The following is a 23,628-nucleotide window of genomic DNA, read 5'->3' on the forward strand; positions in this document are numbered from 1 at the left end:
AGCCCGTACGACTCCGGTCGTGCGGGCTCTTCCGTGTGTCAACGCCCGCGCAGCTCGCGGTACTTGGCGACCAGGGCCGTCGTCGACGCGTCCAGGCCGGGCACGTCGGCGCCCTCGCTCAGGGCGGGTTCGACGCGCTTGGCGAGGACCTTGCCCAACTCCACGCCCCACTGGTCGAAGGAGTCGATGTTCCAGACCGCGCCCTGCACGAACACCTTGTGCTCGTAGAGCGCGATGAGCTGGCCGAGCACCGACGGAGTCAGCTCGCGGGCCAGGATCGTGGTCGTGGGGTGGTTGCCCTTGAACGTCTTGTGCGGCACCAGCTCCTCCGCCACGCCCTCCGCTCGCACCTCGTCCGGCGTCTTGCCGAACGCCAACGCCTGTGTCTGGGCGAAGAAGTTGGCCATCAGCAGGTCGTGCTGCGCCTTGAGCCCGTCACTCAGCTCGGCCACCGGCTCGGCGAAGCCGATGAAGTCCGCCGGGATCAACTTCGTGCCCTGGTGGATGAGTTGATAGTAGGCGTGCTGCCCGTTCGTGCCGGGCGTGCCCCACACCACCGGTCCCGTCTGCCAGTCGACCTCCTGGCCGTCCCGGCCCACGTACTTGCCGTTCGACTCCATGTCCAACTGCTGCAGATACGCGGTGAACTTGGACAGGTAGTGGCTGTACGGCAGCACGGCATGCGACTGGGCGTCATGGAAGTTGCCGTACCAGACACCCAACAGGCCAAGCAGCAAAGGCACGTTGGACTCGGCGGGCGCGGTACGGAAGTGCTCGTCGACGAGGTGGAAGCCGTCGAGCATCTCGCGGAAGCGGTCCGGCCCGATGGCGATCATCAGCGACAGCCCGATGGCCGAGTCGTACGAGTAACGGCCGCCGACCCAGTCCCAGAACTCGAACATGTTGGCCGTGTCGATGCCGAACTCGCTGACCTTCCCGGCGTTCGTGGACAGCGCCACGAAGTGCTTGGCGACGGCGTCATGACCGGCCTTCAGCTCGGTCAGCAGCCAGTCGCGGGCGGAGGTCGCGTTGGTGATCGTCTCAATCGTGGTGAACGTCTTGGAGGCGATGATGAACAGCGTCTCCGCCGGGTCGAGGTCACGGGTGGCCTCGTGCAGGTCGGCGCCGTCCACGTTCGACACGAACCGGACCGTCAGACCGCGGTCGGTGAAGCCGCGCAGCACCTCGTACGCCATCGCCGGACCGAGATCGGAGCCGCCGATGCCGATGTTGACCACGTTCTTGATGCGCTTGCCGGTGTGCCCGGTCCACTCGCCGGAGCGGACGCGGTCGGCGAAGCCGGCCATCTTGTCGAGCACGGCGTGGACCTGCGGCACGACGTTCTCGCCGTCGACCTCGATGACCGCGTCACGCGGAGCGCGCAGCGCGGTGTGCAGGACCGCGCGGTCCTCGGTGACGTTGATCTTCTCGCCGCGGAACATCGCGTCCCGCAGCCCGAACACATCCGTGGCGGCGGCCAGCGCGTGCAGGAGCCGCAGGGTCTCGTCGGTGACGAGGTGCTTCGAGTAGTCGAGGTGCAGGTCACCGACCTTGAGCGTGTAGCCGGTGCCGCGCCCGGGATCGGCGGCGAACAGCTCCCGCAGCTGCACCTCGCCGAGCTCCTCACGATGCTTGGCCAAGGCGGTCCACTCGGGCGTCTGGTTGAGCCTGGTACGGCCGTCTGCGTTCATTGCGACTTCAGCCTTCTTTCCTACCGACCTGGGGGCCGGTTCCAACCTAATTGATCAGCCCGTGGCGTGAGCGGTCGTCCCGTTGTCCTGCGGGGCAACAACAGGTACGTCCGGCTTGACCGCAGGTATCAGTGCGATGACCGACAGGACGAAGAAGGCGGCGGTGAGCAGGGCGGGTGTGTTCAGGCCCCAGGCCGTGGCGGCGGCGCCACCGAGGAAGGCGCCCAGCGGGGCCACGGCGACGGCCAGGGTGCGGAAGGCGGAGCTGACCCGGCCCAGCATGTCGGCGGGCGCGCGCTGCTGCATCAGTGTGGTCGTGTTGACGTTCCACAGCATGCTCATGAAGCCGAAGACGCCGAGTGCCGCCACGACCGCGATCAGGCTGCGCACGGAGCCCATGACGACGAGAGCGCCGGTCTGCACCAGGCCCGCGAGCAGCACGCTCCGCATCGGGCCGAGGAGGACAGTGACGCGTCGGTTCACCACTCCCCCGGCCAGGCCGCCGACGGTGAACGCGGTGGTCGCCGCCGCGTATCCGGCTGTTCCGGCGTCCAGCCAGCCGGTCACCAGGATGACCAGGGTGGCGATCAGGGCGCCCATGCCGACGTTGCACAGGGCTGTCGCTACGCACAGTCCGCGCAGAGGCCGGTCGCGCCACAGGGTGCGCAGCCCGTCCGCGATCTCTCCGCGCAGGGTGCTGCCCACCGGTTTCGACTCCCGGTCGGGTGCCCCGGTCCGCAGCGAGGCGACCAGTGCGGCGGCCAGGAGGAAGGTCCCCGCGTCGGCCACGAAGGGAACCGCCGCCCCCGCGGCGATCAGGAGGGGCACCACGGGCGCTCCCATCAGGCCGCCCGCGATCTTCTGCCCGGTCATCAGCCGGGCGTTGGCGCTGCCGAGCGCCGCACGGTCCACCAAGGCGGGCAGCAGGGCCGTGGAGGCGTTGTCGAAGAGGGTCTGGAGCGTGGTCAGCGCGAAGGCGAGCGCGATGAGCAGGAGGATCGAGGCGTGGCCGAGCGCGACGGTCACGGCGAAGGCGGCGACGAGCAGCCCGCGGACCGCGTCCACCGTCCACATCGCGCGCCGCTGGTCCACCCGGTCCGCGACCGCGCCGCCGAGCAGTCCGAAGACGATCCAGGGCAGATAGCCGCAGGCGGTCACGGACGCGATGAGGAGGGGCCGGTCCGTCAGAGAGACGGCGAGCAGCGGCAGTGCCGCACCACGCAGCGCGTCCCCGAACCGCGAGATCACGGCGGCACCACACAGCCGCCCGAACCCCCCGCGCCACGCGGGCACATGAGTGCCCGTCACCTCGACCGTCGTCACCGCTCCCCCTCACGATTCGTCACTTCACAAACCGTAGAGGGCGCCACTGACAATCGGTCCGGAGGCGGGTCGGCCACCGGCCTGCGAAACAGCTCCGGCCAGACACCTTGTGGGCGTCCGGCCGGTTCAACTCCTAGATTTCTCCCCGCAGTTTGGCGAGTGCCTCGGCGAGGATCGCCTCGCCGTCCGCGTCGCTGCGCCGCTCCCGTACATACGCGAGGTGCGTCTTGTAGGGCTCGGTGCGCGGCGGGGCCGGCGGATTGTCCCGGTCCTGTCCGGCCGGGAAGCCACAGCGGGGGCAGTCCCAGGTTTCGGGAACCTGCGCGTCGCTGGCGAAGCTGGGCTGCGTCTCGTGTCCGTTGGAGCACCAGAAGACGATGCGCAGCCGGGGCGCGGACTCGCCGCGCTCGGCCTCACCCATCGGCCCCGCCCCGACCCGGCTTCCTCGGATCGCGTTGCCACTTGCCACGGTCGTAACTCCCTGCGTGATGGTGCCGCGAAGCGAGTCGGCGTTTTCGCTTCGTTGCGAGCGCCTCAGTCTACGTAAGGCCCAACGCGCGTCCAGTGGTTGGAGTTACAGCCCCTACACCTAGACGCAAGCCCCATGATAGGCCGCGCTCAGCTGCGCGTACCGAACATGGGGCCTTACGTACAGAATGTGCGTGTGGAACGTGCGGTCAGTTCGTCTTCATCAGCAGGCCGAGCACGACGATGCAGGTGAACCACAGCAGAGCGAGCCCCACGGTGATGCGGTCGAGGTTGCGCTCGGCCACCGAAGAACCACCGACGGACGACGACATGCCGCCACCGAACATGTCGGAGAGACCGCCGCCCTTCCCCTTGTGCATCAGCACCAGCAGCAGCAGCAGCAGGCTGAAGACGATCAGGGCGATCGAGAACCCCAAAACCACGGCTGGACCAACTTCCTCGGATTCGGATGGACGACGGGGACATGGCCGTCGGGCCATGTCCCCGCAAGGGTACGACGGATCGCCGCTACGGCCTACTCACGGCCTCACTGGTCGCGGAAGCGCGCGATCTTGACGAACTCGTCCGCGTCCAGCGAGGCACCGCCGACCAGGGCGCCGTCGACGTCGGGCTGGGCCATGATCTCGGCGACGTTGCCGGACTTCACGGAGCCGCCGTACTGGATGCGGACCTGGTCGGCCAGCTCCTGCGAGTACAGCTCGGCGAGCTTGCCGCGGATGGCCTGGCAGACCTCCTGGGCGTCGCCGGCGCCGCAGACCTTGCCGGTGCCGATGGCCCAGACGGGCTCGTAGGCGATGACGATGGACTCGGCCTGCTCGGCCGGGACGTCCTTGAGGCCGCCCTCGACCTGGGAGAGGGTGTGCGCGACGTGGTTGCCCGCCTCGCGGATGTCGAGTTCCTCGCCGACGCACAGGATCGGGGTCAGGCCGTGCTTGTACGCGGCCTTGACCTTGGCGTTGACGATCTCGTCGGTCTCCGCGTGGTACTGGCGGCGCTCGGAGTGGCCGATCGCCACGTACGTGCACTTCAGCTTGGCCAGCATCGCACCGGAGATCTCGCCGGTGTAGGCGCCGGAGTCGTGCGCCGAGATGTCCTGGGCGCCGTACTTGATCTTGAGCTTGTCGCCGTCGACCAGGGTCTGCACGGAGCGCAGGTCGGTGAAGGGCGGCAGGACGGCGACCTCGACGGCCTCGTAGTCCTTGTCCGCGAGGGCGAAGGCGAGCTTCTGGACGTGGGCGATGGCCTCAAGGTGGTTGAGGTTCATCTTCCAGTTGCCCGCCATGATCGGCGTGCGCGTGCTCATTAAGGTCAGTCCTCCAGTGCGGCGAGGCCGGGGAGCGTCTTGCCCTCTAGGTATTCGAGGGAGGCGCCGCCGCCGGTCGAGATGTGGCCGAATGCGGTCTCGTCGAAGCCCAGGATGCGGACGGCCGCGGCGGAGTCGCCACCGCCGACGACCGTGAAGGCCGGGGAGTCGAGAAGGGCCTGGGCGACCGCTTTGGTGCCCTCGGCGTAGTCGGGGTGCTCGAAGACGCCCATCGGACCGTTCCAGAAGATGGTGGCCGCGTCGGCGAGCTTCGAGGCGTACAGGGCACCGGTCTCGGGACCGATGTCGAGGCCCATCTGGTCGGCGGGGATGGCGTCCGCGGCGACGACGGTGGGGTTGGACGGGGCCTTCGTCTTCAGGTCCGGGAACCCGGCCGAGGTCACGACGTCGACCGGGACGACCAGCTCGACGCCGTTCTTCTCGGCGCGCTCGACGTACTCGGTGACGGCGGGCAGCTGGTCGTCCTGGACCAGGGAGGCGCCGATCTCGTAGCCCTTGGCCTTGAGGAAGGTGAAGGCCATGCCGCCGCCGATGAGGATGCGGTCGGCCTTGCCGAGCAGCTGGTCGATCACGGCGAGCTTGTCGGAGACCTTGGAGCCGCCGAGGGCGACGACGTAGGGCCGCTTGACGTCCTCGGTGAGCTTCTTCAGGACGCCGACCTCGGTGGCGATGAGGTAGCCGGCGTAGTGCGGCAGGCGGGCCGGCAGGTCGTACACGGAGGCGTGCTTGCGGTGCACGGCACCGAAACCGTCGCCCACGTAGATGTCCGCGAGGGCGGCGAGCTGGTCGGCGAACTCGCCGCGCTCGACGTCGTCCTTGGAGGTCTCGCCCGGGTTGAAGCGCAGGTTCTCGATGACCGCGACCTGGCCGGGTTCGAGGCCGCGCACCGCGTCGTGGGCGGCGGGGCCGACGGTGTCCTGGGCGAACGCGACCGGCGCGCCGAGGAGTTCGGCGAGGCGCTCGGCGGGCTGGAGGAGGGAGAAGGCAGGGTCCGGGGCGCCCTTGGGGCGGCCCAGGTGCGAGGCCACGATCACCTTGGCGCCCGCTTCGACGAGGGCCTTGATCGTGGGCAGGACGGCGCGGATCCGGCCGTCGTCGGTGATGAGGCCGTCGGCCAGCGGGACGTTGAGGTCGGCGCGGACGAAGACCCGCTTGCCGTCCACGCCTTCGGCGAGAAGTTCGTCGATCGTCTTCATAAAGGGACTCCTAGGGAGGGCTCTTCAGATCCGAGAGGGCTGATCGATCACTACGTAGCAAGGGCTCGGACAGCGCGGCGTGCGCTGCCCGAGCCCTGACTCACATCGAGTTGCCTGCTCTGGGAGTTAGAGCTGGCCGCCGACGAAGACCGTGAGGTCGACGAGGCGGTTGGAGTAGCCCCACTCGTTGTCGTACCAGCCGAGGATCTTCACCGTGTTGCCTTCCTGAACCATGGTCAGGAGGGAGTCGAAGGTGCAGGAGGCCTGGTCGCCGACGATGTCGGAGGAGACGATCGGGTCCTCGGTGTAGGACAGGTAACCCTTGAGGTCGCCGTCCTCGGAGGCCTTCTTGAACGCGGCGTTGACCTCGTCCTTGGTGGTCTCGCGGGCCAGCGTCACGACCAGGTCCGTGGCCGAACCGGTCGGGACCGGGACACGCATCGCGATGCCGTCCAGCTTGCCCTTGAGCTGCGGGAGGACCAGGGCGGTGGCCTTGGCGGCACCGGTCGTGGTCGGGATGATGTTCTCGGCGGCGGCACGCGCGCGGCGCAGGTCCGAGTGCGGGAAGTCCAGGATGCGCTGGTCGTTCGTGTACGCGTGGACCGTCGTCATCAGGCCCTTGACGATGCCGAAGTTCTCGTCGAGAACCTTGGCCATCGGCGCCACACAGTTGGTGGTGCAGGAGGCGTTCGAGATGACGTGGTGGTTGGCCGCGTCGTACTTGTCCTGGTTGACGCCCATCACGATCGTGATGTCCTCGTCCTTGGCCGGAGCCGAGATGAGGACCTTCTTGGCGCCGCCGGCGATGTGCTTCTCGGCGTCGGCCTTCTTCGTGAAGATGCCGGTCGACTCGATGACGATGTCGACACCGAGGTCGCCCCACGGGATGTCGGAGGGGTTGCGCTCGGACAGGACCTTGATCGTGTGCCCGTCGACGGTGATCGTGTCGGCGGTGTGCGACACCTCGGCCTGCAGGCGGCCCAGGATGGTGTCGTACTTGAGCAGGTGAGCGGTGGTCGCGGTGTCACCCAGGTCGTTGACAGCCACGATCTCGATGTCAGCACCCTGCTTCAGCAGCGCGCGGAAGTAGTTACGACCGATGCGGCCAAAGCCGTTGATGCCTACGCGGATCGTCACGAACCGATCTCCTCGTTGGTACGCCGGCTCAGTGCCGGCGAGTTGTATGGGATGTCCCCGACCGCCTACGACCCTACCTCCCTGAGCCCTCCGTGGTGACATCGAGATGCCCCATACACGGCAGGGCGGTCCGTACCCGCCAGTAGGGGTACGGACCGCCCTCGATGTTCATGACATCGTCACGCAGGGTCAGCTGGTCAGAGCGGTCAGCGCCTTCTTGAGAAGGGCCGCCCGGTCGGTCGCCGAGGTGACCTGTTCCAGGCCGAAGCCGAGCAGCACGGTGCGGTCGGTGGTGATCGCGCCGTACGTCTGGAACAGGGCTCCGGTGCGGGTCCAGTCCTTCAGGACCGCCGGGCTGCCCGGGGGCGGTCCGGTGACGCTCCAGGCGCCGAGGGAGGTCTCGAAGCCCTCGGTCTGGGTCGCCGTGCCGCCGACGACGAGCGAGGCGTCGTCGGCGAGGACGCCGTGGCCGCCGGTGCCCGGGTCGGTGACGTAACTGAGCGAGACCTCGACCGACTTGCCGGCGTAGGCGCTCAGGTCGAAGTTGACCTGCTGCCAGCCGTTGGAGGCGCCGGTGAAGCTGTTCCACGAGCCGGTGGAGCCGGTCGCGGTGCAGCCGCTGGTGGAGAAGGTCAGGTAGTGCTTGAGCCAGGGGTGCTCGGCGACCAGGAAGCCGGCCTCGCACTCCGACGGCAGCGCGGTGCTGGTGGCGCCGCCCGCCTCCGGGAGCGTGGTCCAGTCGTCGGCCCCGGTGGTGTGGATCTCGACGACGGCGTGGTCGTAGCCGGGCTCGGTGTCCCACAGCAGTTCGCTGCGGAGCGTGGGCTTGTCGGCCGCGCTCACTCCGGTGAGGTCGATGGTGCGGGTGAGGCGCTTGTAGGCGTCGTCGGTGTGGACGGCGGCGGCCATGTAGGAGCCCGAGTAGGGCCCGTACGGGTTGACGGTCCCGGCGAACTGGCCCGCCCCCGCGCTCGCGAACTGCGGGTAGGTGGCCGGGGACAGCGAGTCGGAGGTGACGCTGTAACTGCCCGCCCGGTCCAGCGGGTTGCCGGGCGCGCCGCTGAGGGCACCGGAGAAGCCGTCCAGCTTGCCGGAACCGGTGAAGCCGGTGGCCCCGGGGAGGGACGTGCGCGAGTAGGCGCCCAGGTAGTACTGGCTGAAGTCGTTCGAGGGAGTGCCGTCGGCGAGCGCGACGGAGCCGCCGGCCTGTTCACCGGCCTCGATCAGCTTGCCGCCCTCATTGAGGAAGGCGCGCAGTTGGAGCTGGGTGTCGTTGCCCGGTCCGGCCGGGCCCGAGTAGTGGACGACCGTCTTGAAGTGGTCGAGCACACCGAGCGCGTCGGGCGCGCCCTGGGTGGCGACGTCCCAGACGGCGGCCTTGCGGCCGTTCGCCTTCAGCGCGTCGACGTAGGTCTGCGTCTGGGTGGCGGCAGCGCCCTCTTCGGCGACGACGAGGGTGTCGGCAGCGGGTCGTGGGGCCACCGTGTACGTGAAGTGCGCGCTGGAGGTGGGCTTCCCGGCCTTCGTCTCGCCGGTGAACCACACCTCGACCTTGTCACCCGGGTCGCCGTCCTTGACCTTGGCCCGGTACTCGTCGAAGTACAGGTTGTCGTCCCCGCCGTAGGTCTGGCCGCCCTTCCAGGGCTTGAGTGCCGTGTCGTGCGTACGGCCGCCGTTGACGCGGTACTTGAGCTCCTTGTCGCGCACGGACTTCCGTACGACGACGGAGACCTTCTGGTCGGCGCCGCGGGAGTACGACGTCGGGAAGGTGGCCGGGGTGAAGTCGGCGGCGCTGAGGCCGACCGACGACGTGGGCTGGTCGGGGTGGGCGGCGGTCTCTGCGACGGAGAGCGCGAAGGGGATGTTCTTCGCGAACTCGTCCTGGATCAGCTTCTCGTCGTCGGGGAAGTTGAAGACGGACTGGCAGTCGGCCGCGTTCCAGGCGTCGTTCGGGTCGATGTTGGACGCGGTCTGGCAGGTCGACATCTCCGGGGTGAACATCGACATGCTGTTGACGTTCGACGCGTGGCCGTCCGCCTCGCCGTTGGTCGTGTACAGCTCCGAGGAGACCTGTGAGTGGTAGCCGGGGATGGCCGGGTTGTCCGGGGTGCCGGCGAGTGCCTTGTAGAGCACGTCGTCCGGGGTCGGGGTCGCCACCTGCCAGCCGACTCCGTAGAGGAGGAGTTCGGCGGCGGAGTGATAGTTGATGCCGTACGTGAAGCCGATCCGCTTCTCGAAGTTGTCGAGCGCCTGGGTCTCGGGCTCGGAGGCGGGGGCCGTGCCGCGGTAGGTCTCGCTGGTGGGGTTCGGGGACGAACCCTCGTCGTCGTAGCCCCACTTGTAGGCGAAGTTGCGATTGAGGTCGACGCCGTCACCGGCGGAGATGACGCCGTCGCCGTTGACGTCCCGCAGGTTCTTGCGCCACAGGCGGGTGTTGGAGTCCTTGAAGGTGTAGTCGTAGCCGTCCGGGTTGGCGGACAGCACGAACCACAGCTCGGTGTTGTCGACGATCTTCTTGATGCGCTTGTCGGTCTTGTAGTTGTCCAGGTAGTAGTGCATCAGCCGGCGGGTCATTTCCGGCGTGATCCACTCGCGCGCGTGCTGGTTGGACACGTACAGCACGGAGGGCTTGGAGCCGTCCTTGGTCTTCTTCGCGTTCTTGGTCAGTTTGAGCGCGAGGATGTCCTGGCCGTCGATCGTCTTGCCTATGGACTCGACCTTGGTGAGCCCGGGGTTGGCCTGGCCCGTCTTGAGGATCTCCTCCTCCAGACCGCCGCTTCCGCTGTACGGCCGGAACACGCCCTGCGCCGCGTTCTCGACGCGGGTCTCCGCCTTGGCCGAAAGCGTGTGTTCGGTGAGGTCGACGCCCTGCTTCTCCAGCTTCTGGGCCTGCTGGTCGGTGAGGTAGACCTCGACGGAGGTCTTGCCGGCCGCCGAGAACTTGTTGTCGCCGAGTTCGTGGGCGTCCTGTCCCGCCTTCAGGAGCAGGGGTATCTGCTTCTGGGTGACATCGGCGTGGAAGACCTTGACCTCGTCCGGGTCGGTCTTCGTCGAACTCCCGCCCTGCGCCTGGGCGATCGGTGCGATGCTCGCCCCTGCGATCAGGAGCGCGCCGACAGCGAGGATCGATCTCGCTCTGTGTCTCATGAACCCCCCTAGCAATTGTTCGCCACAACGGCGAACAGTTGCCAGGCTCATGACACTTCATGATCGAGTCAAGGGCGCCACAAGGACAGACAAACGCCGGTACGGGGCCCTCCGGGGGCTCGGCGGGCTTGTGCGGGGGCGAGGACCGACACCCGTTCTTCCCGGCGTGGGCGGCGCTGCGGTCGGGGAGCCCGGCGGATCCCTCCAGGGACGTGAGGGCGGCGGCACGCACTCGCCGAGTGAACATGAAAACGCCGGTGCGGCTGCCCCAAGGGGACATCCGCACCGGCGTGTTGAGGGTTCGTCAGCAGACAGGGGGTCAGCCGACCATGTTGTCGGCCATCTCCTCCGTGATGCTGGACTCCGTGCCCGGGATGCCCAGGTCCTGTGCCCGCTTGTCGGCCATCGCCAGCAGTCGGCGGATACGGCCCGCCACGGCGTCCTTGGTGAGCGGCGGGTCGGCGAGGGCGCCCAGTTCCTCCAGGGAGGCCTGCTTGTGGTCCATGCGGAGCCGGCCGGCCGCCGCGAGGTGCTCGGGGACCTCATCCGCGAGGATCTCCAGGGCGCGCCCCACACGGGCACCGGCGGCGACGGCCGCGCGGGCCGAGCGGCGGAGGTTGGCGTCGTCGAAGTTGGCGAGGCGGTTCGCCGTGGCGCGCACCTCGCGGCGCATCCGGCGCTCCTCCCAGGCCAGCACCGACTCGTGCGCGCCGAGCCGGGTGAGCAGGGCGCCGATCGCGTCGCCGTCGCGGACGACCACCCGGTCGACCCCGCGCACCTCACGTGCCTTCGCCGCGATCGACAGCCGGCGGGCCGCGCCGACCAGTGCGAGCGCGGCCTCCGGGCCGGGGCAGGTCACCTCCAGGGAGGAGGACCGGCCGGGCTCGGTCAGCGAGCCGTGTGCCAGGAACGCGCCTCTCCAGGCCGCCTCGGCGTCACAGGTGGCCCCCGAGACGACCTGCGGCGGCAGGCCCCGGATGGGGCGTCCGCGGCCGTCCACGAGCCCTGTCTGCCGGGCCAGCTGGTCGCCGCCGGCTACCACCCGGACGACGTAACGGGAGCCGCGGCGCAGTCCGCCGGGCGCCATCACGATCAGTTCGGAACTGTGGCCGAAGATCTCCAGGATGTCCCGCTTGAGCCGGCGCGCCGCCATCGCGGTGTCCAGCTCCGCCTCGATCACGATGCGCCCGCTCACCAGGTGGAGGCCTCCGGCGAACCGCAGAATGGCGGAGACCTCCGCCTTCCTGCAGCAGGTCCGGGTGACGGGGAGCCGGGAGATCTCATCCTTCACCGCTGCCGTCATCGCCATGGGCCGATCCTTCCATGCATCCGAAAAATACGGTCGTACGCGGCGGCCAACAGCTCCGGGTCGTGCCTTGGAGTTCCGTCGGTCCGGGCCACCGGCGCCAGCTCGACCGCGGCGTCCAGCCGTTTGGCGGCTTCGGTGAGCGACGCGCGATCGGGCACGGCGGCCTCGTCGGCCAGCACCACGTCCAGGGCGAGTTTAGGGGCGTGTCGTCCCAAAACCTCCAAATGACGCTGCGGGGAGAAGCCATCGGTTTCTCCGGGCTGCGGCGCGAGGTTCAGGGAGAGTACCCGGCGCGCCTTCGTCTCGGTGAGCGCGTCCAGCAGTTCCGGCACCAGCAGGTGCGGGATGACCGACGAGAACCAGGAGCCGGGGCCGAGCACCACCCAGTCCGCGTCGAGCACGGCGGCGACGGCCTCGGGCACGGCGGGCGGGTCGTGCGGCACGACGTGCACGGACATCACCTCACCGGGCGTGAGCGCGACGGTCGCCTGTCCCCGGACGGTGTCGACGTCGTCGGGCCGCGCCGGATCGTGCCCCTTGACCAGGGCCTGGAGCTCCAGGGGTACGGCGGACATGGGCAGCACGCGCCCGTGCGCGCCGAGCAGCTTGCCGACCAGGTCGAGGGCCTGGACGTGGTCGCCGAGCTGCTCCCACAGGGCGACGATCAGCAGATTGCCGACCGCGTGCTCGTGCAGGTCGCCCTTGGACTGGAAGCGGTGCTGGATGACGCGGGCCCAGGTCTGGCCCCAGTCGTCGTCGCCGCACAGCGCGGCGAGGGCCTTGCGCAGGTCCCCGGGGGGCAGCACACCCAGTTCGTCGCGCAGGCGTCCGCTGGAGCCGCCGTCGTCGGCCACGGTGACGACGGCGGTGAGGTCGCCGGTGATCCGGCGCAGTGCGGTGAGCGAGGCGGACAGGCCCATACCGCCGCCGAGGGCGACCACCTTGGGCTGGGTGCCACGCCGGCGCGGCTTGCCGCCGCGAGCCTCGACGGGCCTGGTCGTCCGTCCTTCGGGCACCACTCGGCGCAGCCTGCCCAGCCGTGGGCTACGTCCTGTCATTCCCGTCCCATGTCCCGGTGTACGACCACCGTCTCCACGCCCTCGGCCACGAGCCGCGCGGCGAGCTTCTCCGCCGTGGCGACCGAGCGGTGCTTGCCGCCGGTGCAGCCGATCGCGATCGTCACGTACCGCTTGCCCTCGCGCCGGTAACCGGCCGCGATGAGGCGCAGCAGCTCGGCGTACCGGTCGAGGAACTCCTTGGCGCCGGGCTGGTTGAAGACGTACGCCGAGACCTCTTCGTTGAGGCCGTTGAAGGGGCGCAGCTCCGGGACCCAGTGCGGGTTGGGCAGGAAGCGCATGTCCGCGACCAGGTCGGCGTCGACCGGGAGGCCGTACTTGAAGCCGAAGGACATGACGGTGGCCCGCAGCGCGGGCTCCTCCTCGCCGGCGAACTGGGCGTCCATCTTGGCGCGCAGTTCGTGGACGTTGAGGCTGGAGGTGTCGATGACGAGGTCGGCGTCGCCGCGCAGCTCGCGCAGCAGCTCGCGCTCGGCGTCGATGCCGTCGACGATGCGGCCGTCGCCCTGGAGGGGGTGCGGACGGCGCACCGACTCGAAGCGGCGCACCAGGGCGTCGTCGGAGGACTCCAGGAAGACGATCCGCCGGGTGACGTTCTTCGACTCCAGGTCGGCGAGGGACTCGCGGAGGTTGTCGAAGAAGCGTCGTCCGCGTACGTCGACGACGACCGCGATCCGTGCCACGTTGCCCTGGGAGCGGGCGCCGAGCTCCACCATGGTGGGGATCAGGGCGGGCGGGAGGTTGTCGACGACGAACCAGCCGAGGTCCTCAAGACACTTGGCGGCGGTGGACCGCCCGGCCCCGGACATGCCGGAGATGATCACCAGCTCGGGGATGGCCGCTTCGGGCACCCCGGGTGTCGTGCTGTCCGTGCTCACTTCTGCTCCGTTGTCCTGGGTGCCTTCCGGTGGAGCCTGATCCTCTCCCGTCTCCTTGTGGGTCTGATCTCGGTCCGCTGTGGGCCGCTTCTCGTGCTCGCTCATGTCTCCTGCCCCCGTCGCTCGTCCGGGGCTCCCGCGGGTACGGGCTCCCCTGGGGCACCCGCCGTCGTCTGGGGTGTCCCGTCTTCCATGTCATCCATGATCTCTCCAGTCGCCGTGTTCACGGCGGGTGCGACCGGGGCCGCCTGGGCGAGGGCCACCGCGATGGTCTCGGCGGTCTTGCGACCTATGCCCGGAATCTCGCAGATCTGGTCGATTGTCGCGGATCGCAGCTTCTTCACCGAACCGAAGTGCTTGATCAGCGCCTGCTTGCGTGTCTCGCCGAGGCCGGGCACGTCGTCCAGGGGGCTCGCCCGGAACCGCTTGGCACGCTTGGCGCGCTGGTAGGTGATCGCGAAGCGGTGCGCCTCGTCGCGGACGCGCTGGAGGAGGTAGAGGCCCTCGCTGGTGCGGGGCAGGACCACCGGGTCGTCGTCGTCCGGGAGCCAGACCTCCTCCAGGCGCTTGGCGAGGCCGCACACGGCGATGTCGTCGATGCCCAGCTCGTCCAGGGCCCGCTTGGCGGCGGCGACCTGCGGCTGCCCGCCGTCGACCACGACGAGCTGCGGCGGGTAGGCGAACCGCTTGGGGCGGCCCTCGTCGTCCTTGAGGTCCCTCAGCTCGTCGCCGTCCGCCCACTCCCCCGTCTTCTCCTTCTCGGCGAGATAGCGCCGGAAGCGGCGGGTGATCACCTCGTGCATGGAGCGGACGTCGTCCTGTCCCTCGAAGCCCTTGATCTGGAAGCGGCGGTACTCGCTCTTGCGCGACAGCCCGTCCTCGAAGACGACCATGGAGGCCACGACGTCGTCGCCCTGGAGGTGCGAGATGTCGTAGCACTCGATCCTGAGGGGGGCGCTGTCCAGGTCGAGGGCCTCGGAGATCTCCTCCAGGGCGCGCGAGCGCGTGGTGAGGTCGGAGGCGCGCTTGGTCTTGTGGAGGATCAGCGACTGCTGGGCGTTGCGCGCGACGGTCTCCATGAGGGACTTCTTGTCGCCGCGCTGCGGAATGCGCAGCGACACGTTCGACCCGCGCCGGTCCGTCAGCCACTGCTGGACCGGCTCCACCGGGTCGGGCAGGGCCGGGACGAGGACCTCCTTGGGGACGGAGTCGCCGGTCTCCTCGCCGTAGAGCTGCTGGAGGGCGTGCTCGACGAGGGCCGCGGTGGTGACGTCCTCGACCTTGTCGGTGACCCAGCCGCGCTGGCCGCGGACGCGTCCGCCGCGGACGTGGAAGATCTGGACGGCCGCCTCCAACTCGTCCTCGGCCACGGCGATCAGGTCGGCGTCGGTCGCGTCGGCGAGGACGACCGCGCTCTTCTCCATGGCCTTCTTCAGGGCCTCGACGTCGTCACGGAGACGGGCCGCCCGCTCGTACTCCATCTCCTCGGCCGCGTCCGTCATCGCCTTCTCCAGGCGGCGGATGTACGTGCCGGTGCGGCCGGCCATGAAGTCGCTGAACTCCTCGGCCAGTTCGCGGTGCTCCTCCTCGGAGACACGGCCGACACAGGGTGCCGAGCACTTGCCGATGTAGCCGAGCAGACAGGGGCGGCCGGTGCGCGCGGCGTTCTTGAAGACACCGGCCGAGCAGGTGCGGACGGGGAACACGCGCAGCAGCAGGTCCACGGTGTCGCGGATCGCCCACGCGTGTCCGTACGGCCCGAAGTAGCGGACGCCCTTCTTCTTGTGACCGCGCATCACCTGCACGCGCGGGAACTCCTCGTTCATCGTCACGGCGAGGTACGGGTAGCTCTTGTCGTCGCGGTACTTGACGTTGAACCGGGGGTCGTACTCCTTGATCCAGGAGTACTCCAGCTGGAGTGCCTCGACCTCCGTGGACACCACGGTCCACTCCACCGACGCGGCCGTGGTGACCATCGTGCGGGTGCGCGGGTGGAGTCCGGCCAGGTCCTGGAAGTAGTTCGCCAGGCGCTGGCGCAGGCTCTTCGCCTTCCCGACGTAGATCACCCGGCGGTGCTCGTCGCGGAACTTGTAGACCCCGGGCGAGTCCGGGATCTCTCCCGGCCTGGGGCGGTAGCTGGAGGGGTCGGCCATGTTTCACACCCTACTGGCGCGCAGTGACAGCGCGGCGGGGCTGTGGACAACGCCGACCCACACCCGGCGGAACTCCTACCGGGACTCCAGAAACGTGAGAACCGCCAGGACACGGCGGTGGTCGTCGGCGGCTTCCGGAAGGTGGAGTTTGCCCAGGATGCTGCGGACGTGCTTCTCGACGGTGCCCTCGGTGACCCACAGTCTGCGGCCGATGCCGGCGTTGGACCGGCCCTCCGCCATCAGGCCCAGGACCTCCCGTTCGCGGGTGCTGAGGAAGGACAGCGGGTCGTCTCGGCGCTGCGCCGAGAACAGCTCGTGCACCAGGGAGGGGTCGACGACCGAGCCGCCCTTGTGGATGCGGTCCAGGGCCTCGATGAAGTCGTCGACGACCGTGACCCGGCTCTTGAGGAGATACCCGACCTTGTGTCCGCCGGCCAGCAGCTCCAGGGCCTCCTCGACCTCGACGTACGCCGAGAGGACGAGGATGCCGGTGCCTGGGTGGCGCTCGCGGATCGTACGGGCCGCCTTCAGGCCCTCGGTGGAGTGGTCCGGGGGCATCCTGATGTCGACGATCGCGAGGTCCGGCCGCTCGGTGTCGACCAGTTCCAGGAGCCGTACCGCGTCGCCGGCCTGCCCGGCCACCTCGTAGCCGAGGCGTTCGCACAGGCTCGCCAGGCCCTCTCTGAGCAGGACGTCGTCGTCGGCGAGGACGACCCGTCCCCGCGCGGTCTGCTGCGATGCGTCCATCGTCCCGGCTCCCCTTGCCCGACCGGTGCCGGGCGCCACACACAGCCTGCCGGACCGGGTCGGGTACGGCCAGCGGGTACGGGAATTGGGGGGTGACCGTGACGACATGGGGCCGCATCCGAGCGATTCTCGTAGCAGTGCGGACGCAAGCGGACCGGTCGCCTCGGGCGAGAGGTGACGGGCCCCGGGTCGGAAGGGCTGCGGGAGATGCGGCGGACACGGGCAGACAGACGACGGCGGTCGGTCCGTGTCCACCCGTACGACGACGACACTCGGTCCCTGAAGGACCTTCTCGACCCGCGGGACCCCGACGTGGTCCGTGCCAAGCACATACGTGCCAGAACGTCGGAGCACTCCTAGAGCCGGACGGTTGCCTCTCCGTCCGAGAAGACCGCCCGATGCGTACGCAACGTCACCGAGTCCACGGCTCCCCCCGGCCCGGACCCCCCTCGCGTACGCCTCGGGCGGTCACACGTCCGTCCGGGGCAGCGGCAGCCGTACGGTCAGGGTCGTGCCCTCCCCGGGCGGGCTGTTGACGCGCAGCTTGCCGCCGATCGCCTCGACGCGGTCGACGAGTCCGATGAGCCCGGAACCCTGCCCGAGGTCGGCGCCCCCCGCCCCGTCGTCGGCGATCGTCACCTCCAGGACGTCGTCCTCGACCCGCGCCGACACCTGCACGAAGCTCGCGCGCGCGTGCTTGGCGGCGTTGGTGAGGCACTCGGAGGTCACGTAGTAGACGGCCACCTCGGTCTGTTCCGGGAGGCGGCCCGCGGGCAGCCGCAGGTCGAGTTCCACGGGGACGGCGGAGCGGCGGGCCAGCGCGCGCAGGGCCGGGCCCAGGCCGCCCTTGGAGAGGATCGCGGGGTGGATTCCGCGCGCGACCTGCAGCAGGTCGGCGAAGGCGTCGTCCAGGCCCTTGGCGATGTGGTCCAGCTGCTCGGCGAGTTCCTCCGGCTGCTCGTCCAGCATCGACTGGGCGGCTCTGAGGTCGAGTTGGACGGAGACGATCCGCTGTTGGACGCCGTCGTGCAGATCCCGTTCGATACGGCGTCTGGAGGCGTCCCCTGCGGCCACCACGCGCGCGCGTGACGCGGTGAGCTGGTCCCGGCTGTCGGCGTTGGCGAGGGCGGTGGCGACGAGTTCGGTGAAGTCGGCGAGCCGGGACTCGGTGTCCGGGGGCAGCGGTTCGGGTCCGGCGGCGGCTGCGACGACGGCGCCCCACAGCCGGTCGTCCACGACGATGGGGGCGCCCACCGAGCGGCCCACGCGCGCGGGGCGGGCGGTGCGCGCCACCTCCGCCGCCGCGGCCGTCTCGGCCTGTGCTGCGGGCCCGCGGGCGGAACCGAGGACGGTGGCGGCCCCGTCGGCGCCGTAACGCAGGACGGCGGCGGAGCCGCTGCTCAGGACCTTGCCCACCTGGTCGGCGACTTCGGAGAACACCTCGTGCGGTGGCACCCCGCGCGCGACGAGGGTGGCGACCCGGCGCAGCGCGGTCTGTTCGCGGGCGGCGCGGCGACTCTCGGTGACGTCGCGCGCGGCGGCGTAGATCAGGCCGTCCCCGGTGACCGGGCGGGCGCTCCACTGGAGCCAGCGTTCGGTGCCGTCGTCGCGGACGAAGCGGTTCTCGAACTCGGCCAGTTCGACGCCGCTCGCCAGCCGGTCGAGGACGGCACGCGTGCGTGCCCGGTCCTCCGGGTGCACGAACTCCAGCCAGGGTCTGCCGAGCAGTGCCTCGGCGGAGTGGCCGAGGGTCCGCTCGAAGGCGGGGTTCACGCGCTTGAAGTAGCCGTCGAGTCCCGCGATGCACAACAGGTCGAGGGAGAGGTGGAAGATGCTCGCCAGTTCCTGTTCGGCCTTGTCGCGTCGCCCGTGTGCCGCGGCGAAGGACGCCATGGTGCCGTTCATGCCGCCCAGCAGTTGCGCCCAGGTCCCCTCGAACGCGCCGACGTCCGCGCGGTGGCCGAGCCGGTTGTCGTCGATCGCCGCGTTCATGGTGTTGATCTCGGTGGCGAGCCGTTCGGTGGTGACCCGTAGTTCGCGGAAGGTGTCCGCTACGGCGCCGAGTTCGTCCCGGCCCGCGTACCGGATGTCGTACGACAGATCGCCTTCGGAGAGTGCGCGGGCGCCCGCGGAGACCTCGCTGAGGGGGCGGGTGATCGACAGCCGCAGAGTCAGGGCGAGGACGGTGACGGCGGCGAGGACGGCCAGCGACACACCGAGGTCGCGTGCCTCACGCGCGCGTGCGGTGTCGAGGTCGCGTGAGGCGTCACGGCCCAGTTCGGCGGCGGCCCGGTGCTGGATGCCGCGCAGGGCCTCGATGCGCCGCGTCGACGCGGTCAGCCAACTGGCGTACGTGGGCCAGGCGTTCCGCTGGGCGTTCGGGTCGGCGAAGGTCTCGCGGGTCTTGCGGACGACGAGGCCGGGGTGCTGGAGGAGGACGACGTAGAGCCTGCCCTTGAGGTCGGCGGGCGCGGTCCGGCCGAAGTCGTCCAGGAGCGCCTTCTCCAGGGCCGACCAGCGGTCCGTGGCGGTGGCGTGCGGGGCGTCGGGGGTGTCGAAGAGCACGGCCAGTTCGGTGCGTTCGTGTTCGGCGGCCTCGATGGCGTTCAGGAGCGCGATGTGGGCGTCGGCCGCCTGTCCGGACCTGCGGGTCGGACGGCCGGACTCCAGGGTGGCGGCCAGCTCCAGGAGGTCGTTCTCGATCGTGTCGTACTGGCCGGCGAGTTGGGGCGCGGTGAGGGAGCCGGTCCCGGTCTGCAGCCGCAGGGCGTGCAGTTGGCGGTTCCGCGCGCCCAACTGGCCCGGCACGTCGGGCGGTCCGGCCCAGTCGGCCGTGTCGAGGAGGGCCGCGTCCAGGGCGCGGTCGGTGGCCTGTTGCGCACCGGAGCGCTCCTGCAGCGTCGCCGGTCCGGGACGCAGCCGGGCCTTCACGGCGGCGATGCGTTCCCTGGCGATGGCGTCGGTCAGCGTGGTGGTCCTGAACGACAGCTCCGTCGCCGTACGGAAGTCCCGCAGTGTCTGGGCGTCGTGCCACTGGGTGAGGGCGCCGAACACGGTGAACGCCATCATGCCGGTCACCGGGAGCAGCACCAGGAGCATCAGCTTGCGTCCGACGCGCAGCCTGGCGAGGAACGACATGCGGAGGGCGACACCGGGCCGCGGGCGCCGGAGGCGGGGCCTGTGCGGGGCGGGGCGGTCGGAGCGCGGGCTGCGCAGCTCCGGGAACGCGGTGGGCGTGGCGAGGTCGGGCTCGGGGCGGAGCCCGGCAGACACTCTGCGGAGCGGGCCCGGGGACAGGGGGCGACGCACGGCGGGCTCTCAGCGGCCGGCGGGCGGGGAGTTTCGATGGCGGTGGGTCACGTGCCCAGCCTGCCTCCAACCGGCCATGATCGTGAGGGCCTTGGGGAGGACGGGGCGCCGGAAGTCGGGCACACGCGCGTGTGGCGCCCGCTTTCGCTACTTGCCCTGGGGATAGCCGTCGTGCGCCGCGAGATCCTTGTCGATCTTCCTGGCGGCCTCGTCGAGGGTGGCCCTGACCGGAGCCCGATTGAAGATGATCTTCGCGAAGGCCCGGGAGAAGGCGTCGGTGATCGCCGGGTAGGCGGGCGTCTGCGGCCTGGGGCGGGCTACTCCGTCCCGGAGTTGCTCGATGAAGAGGTGCTCGGGGCCGCCGGGCGCGTACTGCGGCGAGAGCCTGATCGCGCTCTCGGTCGCCGGGATCGCTCCGTTGGCCACGGTCATCCGGTGCACCTGGGCGGGCCGGAGCAGGAAGGACAGGAAGCGCCATACGGCGTCCCCGTCCGCGTTGCCCGCCGGGACGCCCCACTGGAAGGAGCCCATGCCGGTGACGGTGCCCCGGCCGAAGTCGGGCAGCGGGACGATCGCGACGTCTCCCGGGAAGGCCTTGTTGAACTCCGGATAAGTCCAGTGCCCGCACCAGGAGATCGCGCTGCGGCCGCTGACGAACGCCTTGTCGTCCTTGACCATGTCGATGAGCCCCGCCTTGGCCCAGTTCTGCATGTCGGTGAGCGCCTTGACCGCACCGGGGCCGTTCACATAGCCGTCGGCGGTGCGGTAGTTCCCGGGTTCGACGAGGTCGCCGCCTGCCGACCAGACGGCGGGCGCGAAGCCGTACGTGTTCCACTCCTGGCCCGGCTGCGAGTAGACGAGCCTCAGGTCGAGCGGCGCCTTGTAGCCCTGCTTGCGGAGCTTGTGGAGGATGCCGGTCATCTCGGAGGCCGTCCAGGCGTCCTTGGGGCCGGTCGGGACGCGTATTCCGGCCTTCTTCATGACGGACCTGCGCACATAGAGGCCCATGCCCGAGTCGAAGGTGCCGATGCCCCACAACCTGCCCGCATAGGTGCCCTGTTGACGGATCGTCGGCAAGAGGTCGGCGCGGACGCTCGCGGGCACGCAGGAGTCGATCGGCCGGAGCTTGCCCGACCAGGCGTAGCTGTAGAGGTTCGGCCCGTCGAAGTCGAGGAGGTCGGGCAGGTCGCCACTGGCCGCGGCGGACAGCACCAGGTCGGTGTAGGCGCGGTTCTCCGGGAGGGTGACCAGTTCGACCCGCACCTGCTTCTGCGCCTTGTTGAACTCCTTCACCTGACTCCGCAGGGTGGTGAACTCACCGCTCGGGCCCGCATGGAACCACACCGTGATGTGCGCGGTGCCGTGGATCTTCCCGTCGCAGGTGGTGTCCTTCGGAGACGCGCTCGCCCCCTTGGCGTCGCTCCCGCCGCTGTCGCACGCGGCCAGCAGCAGGGCCGCGCACAGCATCCAGGGGGCCAGGGTTCCCCGGACCCGACGCATCCCGTGCCACGCGCGCGTGGCGCTCGTACCGTTCATGGCACACCCCCACTCGACCAGACGACTCGGCCTCCCCAGGGCGCCGTCATGCTACCGCCCGTCGCCTCCCCATCGCCCTGCGTGCACGAGAACCTCCGTTCGTGGCACAGGACTTCAGCACTTTCCGGCTAGCTGGAAGGCGCGACCGACCACTGGTTGGCAAGCTGTGCACATGTCGCTGCGCTGTCTCCTCGTCGACGACAGCGCCCGGTTCCTGGAGGCGGCTCGCGCCCTGCTGGAACGTGGCGGGGTGGAAGTCGTCGGCATCGCCTCGACGGGCGCGGACGCCCTCTCCCAGGCCCGGGAGACGGTCCCTGACGTCGTCCTGGTCGATCTCGACCTCGACGGCGAGAACGGCTTCGACGTCGCGCGCCGCCTCGTGGGCAGCGTGCCGGCGGTGATCCTCATCTCGACCCACTCCCGGGAGGACTTCCAGGAACTCATCGCCGCCAGTCCCGCGCGCGGCTTCCTGCACAAGTCGGCCCTGTCCGCACGGGCGATCAGGGACGTGCTGGGCGGCGACGAGCCGGCGGCACCGCCGTGAGGACGCCCACCGTGACTCGGCCAGGTCACATATGCCTGATGGGCGAGAGGTGTTGTCGGGACTTGGTCAACACGCTTCAATGCGGGGGAACTCGGGGCGTGAACGACGGCGTACGGATGTGAAGACCCTTCTCCCGCGCCGACGGGGGCCCCGATGCACACCGCGTGAACGGCCTGACCAGCCGTTGTGAACATTCACAGAAAGGGCCCCTGCATGCCGCACGCCACACAGCAGGCAGACGTCGCCACCGCCGAACTGGACTCGGCCCTGCGCGGCGGCCCCTTCCACGTCGCACTCCGCGCCGCCATCGCCGCCCGCGGACTGCCCTTGCAGCGCGTCCAGCACCACCTGTCGCGCCACGGGGTCAAGGTCGGCGTCACCAGCCTGAGTTACTGGCAGCAGGGCGCCCGCCGCCCGCAGCGCCCCGAGTCGCTGCGCGCCGTACGGGCGCTGGAGGAGATCCTCCAACTCCCCGAGGAGTCACTGATCCGGCTGCTCGCCGAGGCCGAGGAACGCTCCGCCGCCCAACGCCCCGCGACCCGCTCGTACCGCTCCTTCGTCGAGGCCTCGGGCGTCCTCGAACAGCTGCTCGCCGAGCTGGAGTCCACGCTCGACAGCGGCCTGCACACCTTCGGACACCACGAGCGGATACGCATCGGACCGCACCGTGAGCTGGCGAGCCGCGAGTCGCACCACATCGTCCGCGCCCACCGGGACGGCATCGACCGCTTCATAGCCGTCCACTACGGCGACCCGGGCTGCGCCCCGGAACACATGACCGTGCACGCCCTGGAGAACTGCCGTACGGGCCGCGTCCGCCGCCACCACGACACCGGCATGCTGGTCGCCGAGCTGCTCTTCGGCACCCGGTTGCGTTCCGGAGATACGTTCCTCTTCCGCTACGGCGTTGAGGACGGCACCGCCGGCGTCTCCCGCGAGTACGTCCGTGACTTCGGTTCCGCGGGCGGCCAGTACGCACTCCAGGTGCGCTTCGACGAGAACGCGCTGCCGGTGCGCTGCCACCGGTTCACCCAGCACTCGGCGGCGGCCCCGCGCAGCGGCCGTCAAGAGCTGCGCCTGACCGGAGGCCACCACTCGGTGCACCTCGTGGAGCCGCGGATGCGGTCAGGGATCGTGGGGATCGGCTGGGACTGGGAGTGAGCCGCTCGGACGCCCCGGCGATCAGGCTCCCGGCCCCGCGACAATCTTCCCGTTCCCGGCCGTCACCTTCAGCTCCTGCAACGGCTCGGTGGCCGGGGACTGCACCACCTTGCCGGTCATGGCGTCGAACTGGCTGCCGTGGCACGGGCAGATGAGGGTCGTGCCGTCCAACTTGTTGATGGGGCACTGCGCGTGCGTGCAGATCGTGCTGTACGCCTTGAGGATGCCGTTCGCAGCCCGGCTGACGACCACGTTCTGATCGCGGTACAGCTTGGCGCCGCCCTTGGCGACCTCGCTCTCCGCACCGAGTTCCACGGGCGCGGTCAGCGTCGCGGCGGCCCCTGAGCCGCCGGAGCAGGCGGTGAGTCCGAGCCCTGCGACGGGTGCGAGGGCCGCTCCGCGCAGGACGGTACGACGGCTCGGGGCGGGGCGGCCGGGCATGGGGGGCTCCAGTTGTTCGCGCTGTCCAGGCCATTCAGGCTGTTCAGAGGTCGGTTCAGGGCGACGATACCCGCGCGGTTCCGCCCGCTTTGAGGTGGGTTCGCCGAACGGGCGCTCACGGTACGTAAACGTTTGCGCAAGCGTTTACGTCGGGCGGCGAATGGGAT

18 protein-coding genes are annotated in these 23,628 nt (G+C 69.9%); 2 read left to right on the forward strand and 16 right to left on the reverse strand.

Annotated elements, in window-relative coordinates:
* Window positions 1-38: 38 nt before the first annotated feature.
* The 15 genes from pgi to AB0I69_RS31185 all read right to left on the reverse strand — a co-directional run bounded on the left by pgi (window position 39) and on the right by AB0I69_RS31185 (window position 21,315).
* On the reverse strand, window positions 39-1,691 hold the full coding sequence (pgi, locus tag AB0I69_RS31115; RefSeq protein ID WP_363099057.1) for a glucose-6-phosphate isomerase: 1,653 nt from the start codon (window positions 1,689-1,691) through the stop codon (window positions 39-41).
* Between the two features lie 54 nt (window positions 1,692-1,745).
* The gene (locus AB0I69_RS31120; protein WP_363099058.1) at window positions 1,746-3,014 is read right to left on the reverse strand and encodes an MFS transporter; all 1,269 of its coding nucleotides are present in this window, start codon (window positions 3,012-3,014) and stop codon (window positions 1,746-1,748) included.
* Window positions 3,015-3,147: 133 nt separating this feature from the next.
* The gene (locus AB0I69_RS31125) at window positions 3,148-3,483 is read right to left on the reverse strand and encodes an RNA polymerase-binding protein RbpA (RefSeq protein WP_078623027.1); all 336 of its coding nucleotides are present in this window, start codon (window positions 3,481-3,483) and stop codon (window positions 3,148-3,150) included.
* 208 nt (window positions 3,484-3,691) lie between these two features.
* The gene (gene secG, locus AB0I69_RS31130; RefSeq protein WP_363099059.1) at window positions 3,692-3,925 is read right to left on the reverse strand and encodes a preprotein translocase subunit SecG; all 234 of its coding nucleotides are present in this window, start codon (window positions 3,923-3,925) and stop codon (window positions 3,692-3,694) included.
* A 104-nt stretch (window positions 3,926-4,029) separates the two neighbouring features.
* Window positions 4,030-4,806 carry a triose-phosphate isomerase gene (gene tpiA / locus AB0I69_RS31135; protein WP_318015618.1) on the reverse strand — a complete coding sequence of 259 codons (777 nt, stop codon included), beginning with the start codon at window positions 4,804-4,806 and terminating at the stop codon, window positions 4,030-4,032.
* A 5-nt stretch (window positions 4,807-4,811) separates the two neighbouring features.
* On the reverse strand, window positions 4,812-6,023 hold the full coding sequence (locus AB0I69_RS31140) for a phosphoglycerate kinase (protein ID WP_363099060.1): 1,212 nt from the start codon (window positions 6,021-6,023) through the stop codon (window positions 4,812-4,814).
* Between the two features lie 126 nt (window positions 6,024-6,149).
* Entirely contained in the window at window positions 6,150-7,160 is a 1,011-nt protein-coding gene (gene gap / locus AB0I69_RS31145; RefSeq protein WP_363099061.1) for a type I glyceraldehyde-3-phosphate dehydrogenase, read from the reverse strand.
* A 189-nt stretch (window positions 7,161-7,349) separates the two neighbouring features.
* Window positions 7,350-10,307, reverse strand: a complete 2,958-nt coding sequence (locus tag AB0I69_RS31150) for a M14 family zinc carboxypeptidase (protein WP_363099062.1) — start codon at window positions 10,305-10,307, stop codon at window positions 7,350-7,352.
* 319 nt (window positions 10,308-10,626) lie between these two features.
* On the reverse strand, window positions 10,627-11,616 hold the full coding sequence (gene whiA / locus AB0I69_RS31155; protein WP_019060506.1) for a DNA-binding protein WhiA: 990 nt from the start codon (window positions 11,614-11,616) through the stop codon (window positions 10,627-10,629).
* Window positions 11,607-12,674 (reverse strand): uridine diphosphate-N-acetylglucosamine-binding protein YvcK, encoded by a 1,068-nt coding sequence (gene yvcK / locus AB0I69_RS31160; RefSeq protein ID WP_026150944.1) that lies wholly within the window; start codon window positions 12,672-12,674, stop codon window positions 11,607-11,609. Before yvcK ends, whiA begins: the two co-directional genes overlap by 10 nt.
* Entirely contained in the window at window positions 12,671-13,675 is a 1,005-nt protein-coding gene (gene rapZ, locus AB0I69_RS31165; RefSeq protein ID WP_363099063.1) for an RNase adapter RapZ, read from the reverse strand. Before rapZ ends, yvcK begins: the two co-directional genes overlap by 4 nt.
* Window positions 13,672-15,723: an excinuclease ABC subunit UvrC gene (gene uvrC, locus AB0I69_RS31170; protein WP_363099064.1), complete on the reverse strand. Its 2,052-nt coding sequence runs from the start codon at window positions 15,721-15,723 to the stop codon at window positions 13,672-13,674. The genes rapZ and uvrC overlap by 4 nt, the downstream gene beginning before the upstream one ends.
* A gap of 75 nt (window positions 15,724-15,798) precedes the next feature.
* The gene (locus AB0I69_RS31175; protein ID WP_363099065.1) at window positions 15,799-16,470 is read right to left on the reverse strand and encodes a response regulator transcription factor; all 672 of its coding nucleotides are present in this window, start codon (window positions 16,468-16,470) and stop codon (window positions 15,799-15,801) included.
* Window positions 16,471-16,938: 468 nt separating this feature from the next.
* Entirely contained in the window at window positions 16,939-19,608 is a 2,670-nt protein-coding gene (locus AB0I69_RS31180) for a PAS domain S-box protein (protein ID WP_363099218.1), read from the reverse strand.
* 318 nt (window positions 19,609-19,926) lie between these two features.
* Window positions 19,927-21,315, reverse strand: coding sequence for a sugar ABC transporter substrate-binding protein (locus AB0I69_RS31185; protein WP_363099066.1), 1,389 nt, complete (start codon window positions 21,313-21,315; stop codon window positions 19,927-19,929).
* Window positions 21,316-21,487: 172 nt separating this feature from the next.
* Here AB0I69_RS31185 and AB0I69_RS31190 point away from each other — a divergent pair, with 172 nt between their 5' ends.
* Window positions 21,488-21,859 carry a response regulator gene (locus AB0I69_RS31190; RefSeq protein WP_363099067.1) on the forward strand — a complete coding sequence of 124 codons (372 nt, stop codon included), beginning with the start codon at window positions 21,488-21,490 and terminating at the stop codon, window positions 21,857-21,859.
* 213 nt (window positions 21,860-22,072) lie between these two features.
* Complete coding sequence (locus tag AB0I69_RS31195) at window positions 22,073-23,020, forward strand: hypothetical protein (protein ID WP_363099068.1); 948 nt, start codon at window positions 22,073-22,075, stop codon at window positions 23,018-23,020.
* Between the two features lie 21 nt (window positions 23,021-23,041).
* Here AB0I69_RS31195 and AB0I69_RS31200 read toward each other — a convergent pair whose 3' ends face one another.
* The gene (locus AB0I69_RS31200; RefSeq protein ID WP_363099070.1) at window positions 23,042-23,461 is read right to left on the reverse strand and encodes a Rieske 2Fe-2S domain-containing protein; all 420 of its coding nucleotides are present in this window, start codon (window positions 23,459-23,461) and stop codon (window positions 23,042-23,044) included.
* Window positions 23,462-23,628 lie beyond the last annotated feature (167 nt).

The organism is Streptomyces sp. NPDC050508, assembly GCF_040655155.1.
Lineage (GTDB): Bacteria > Actinomycetota > Actinomycetes > Streptomycetales > Streptomycetaceae > Streptomyces.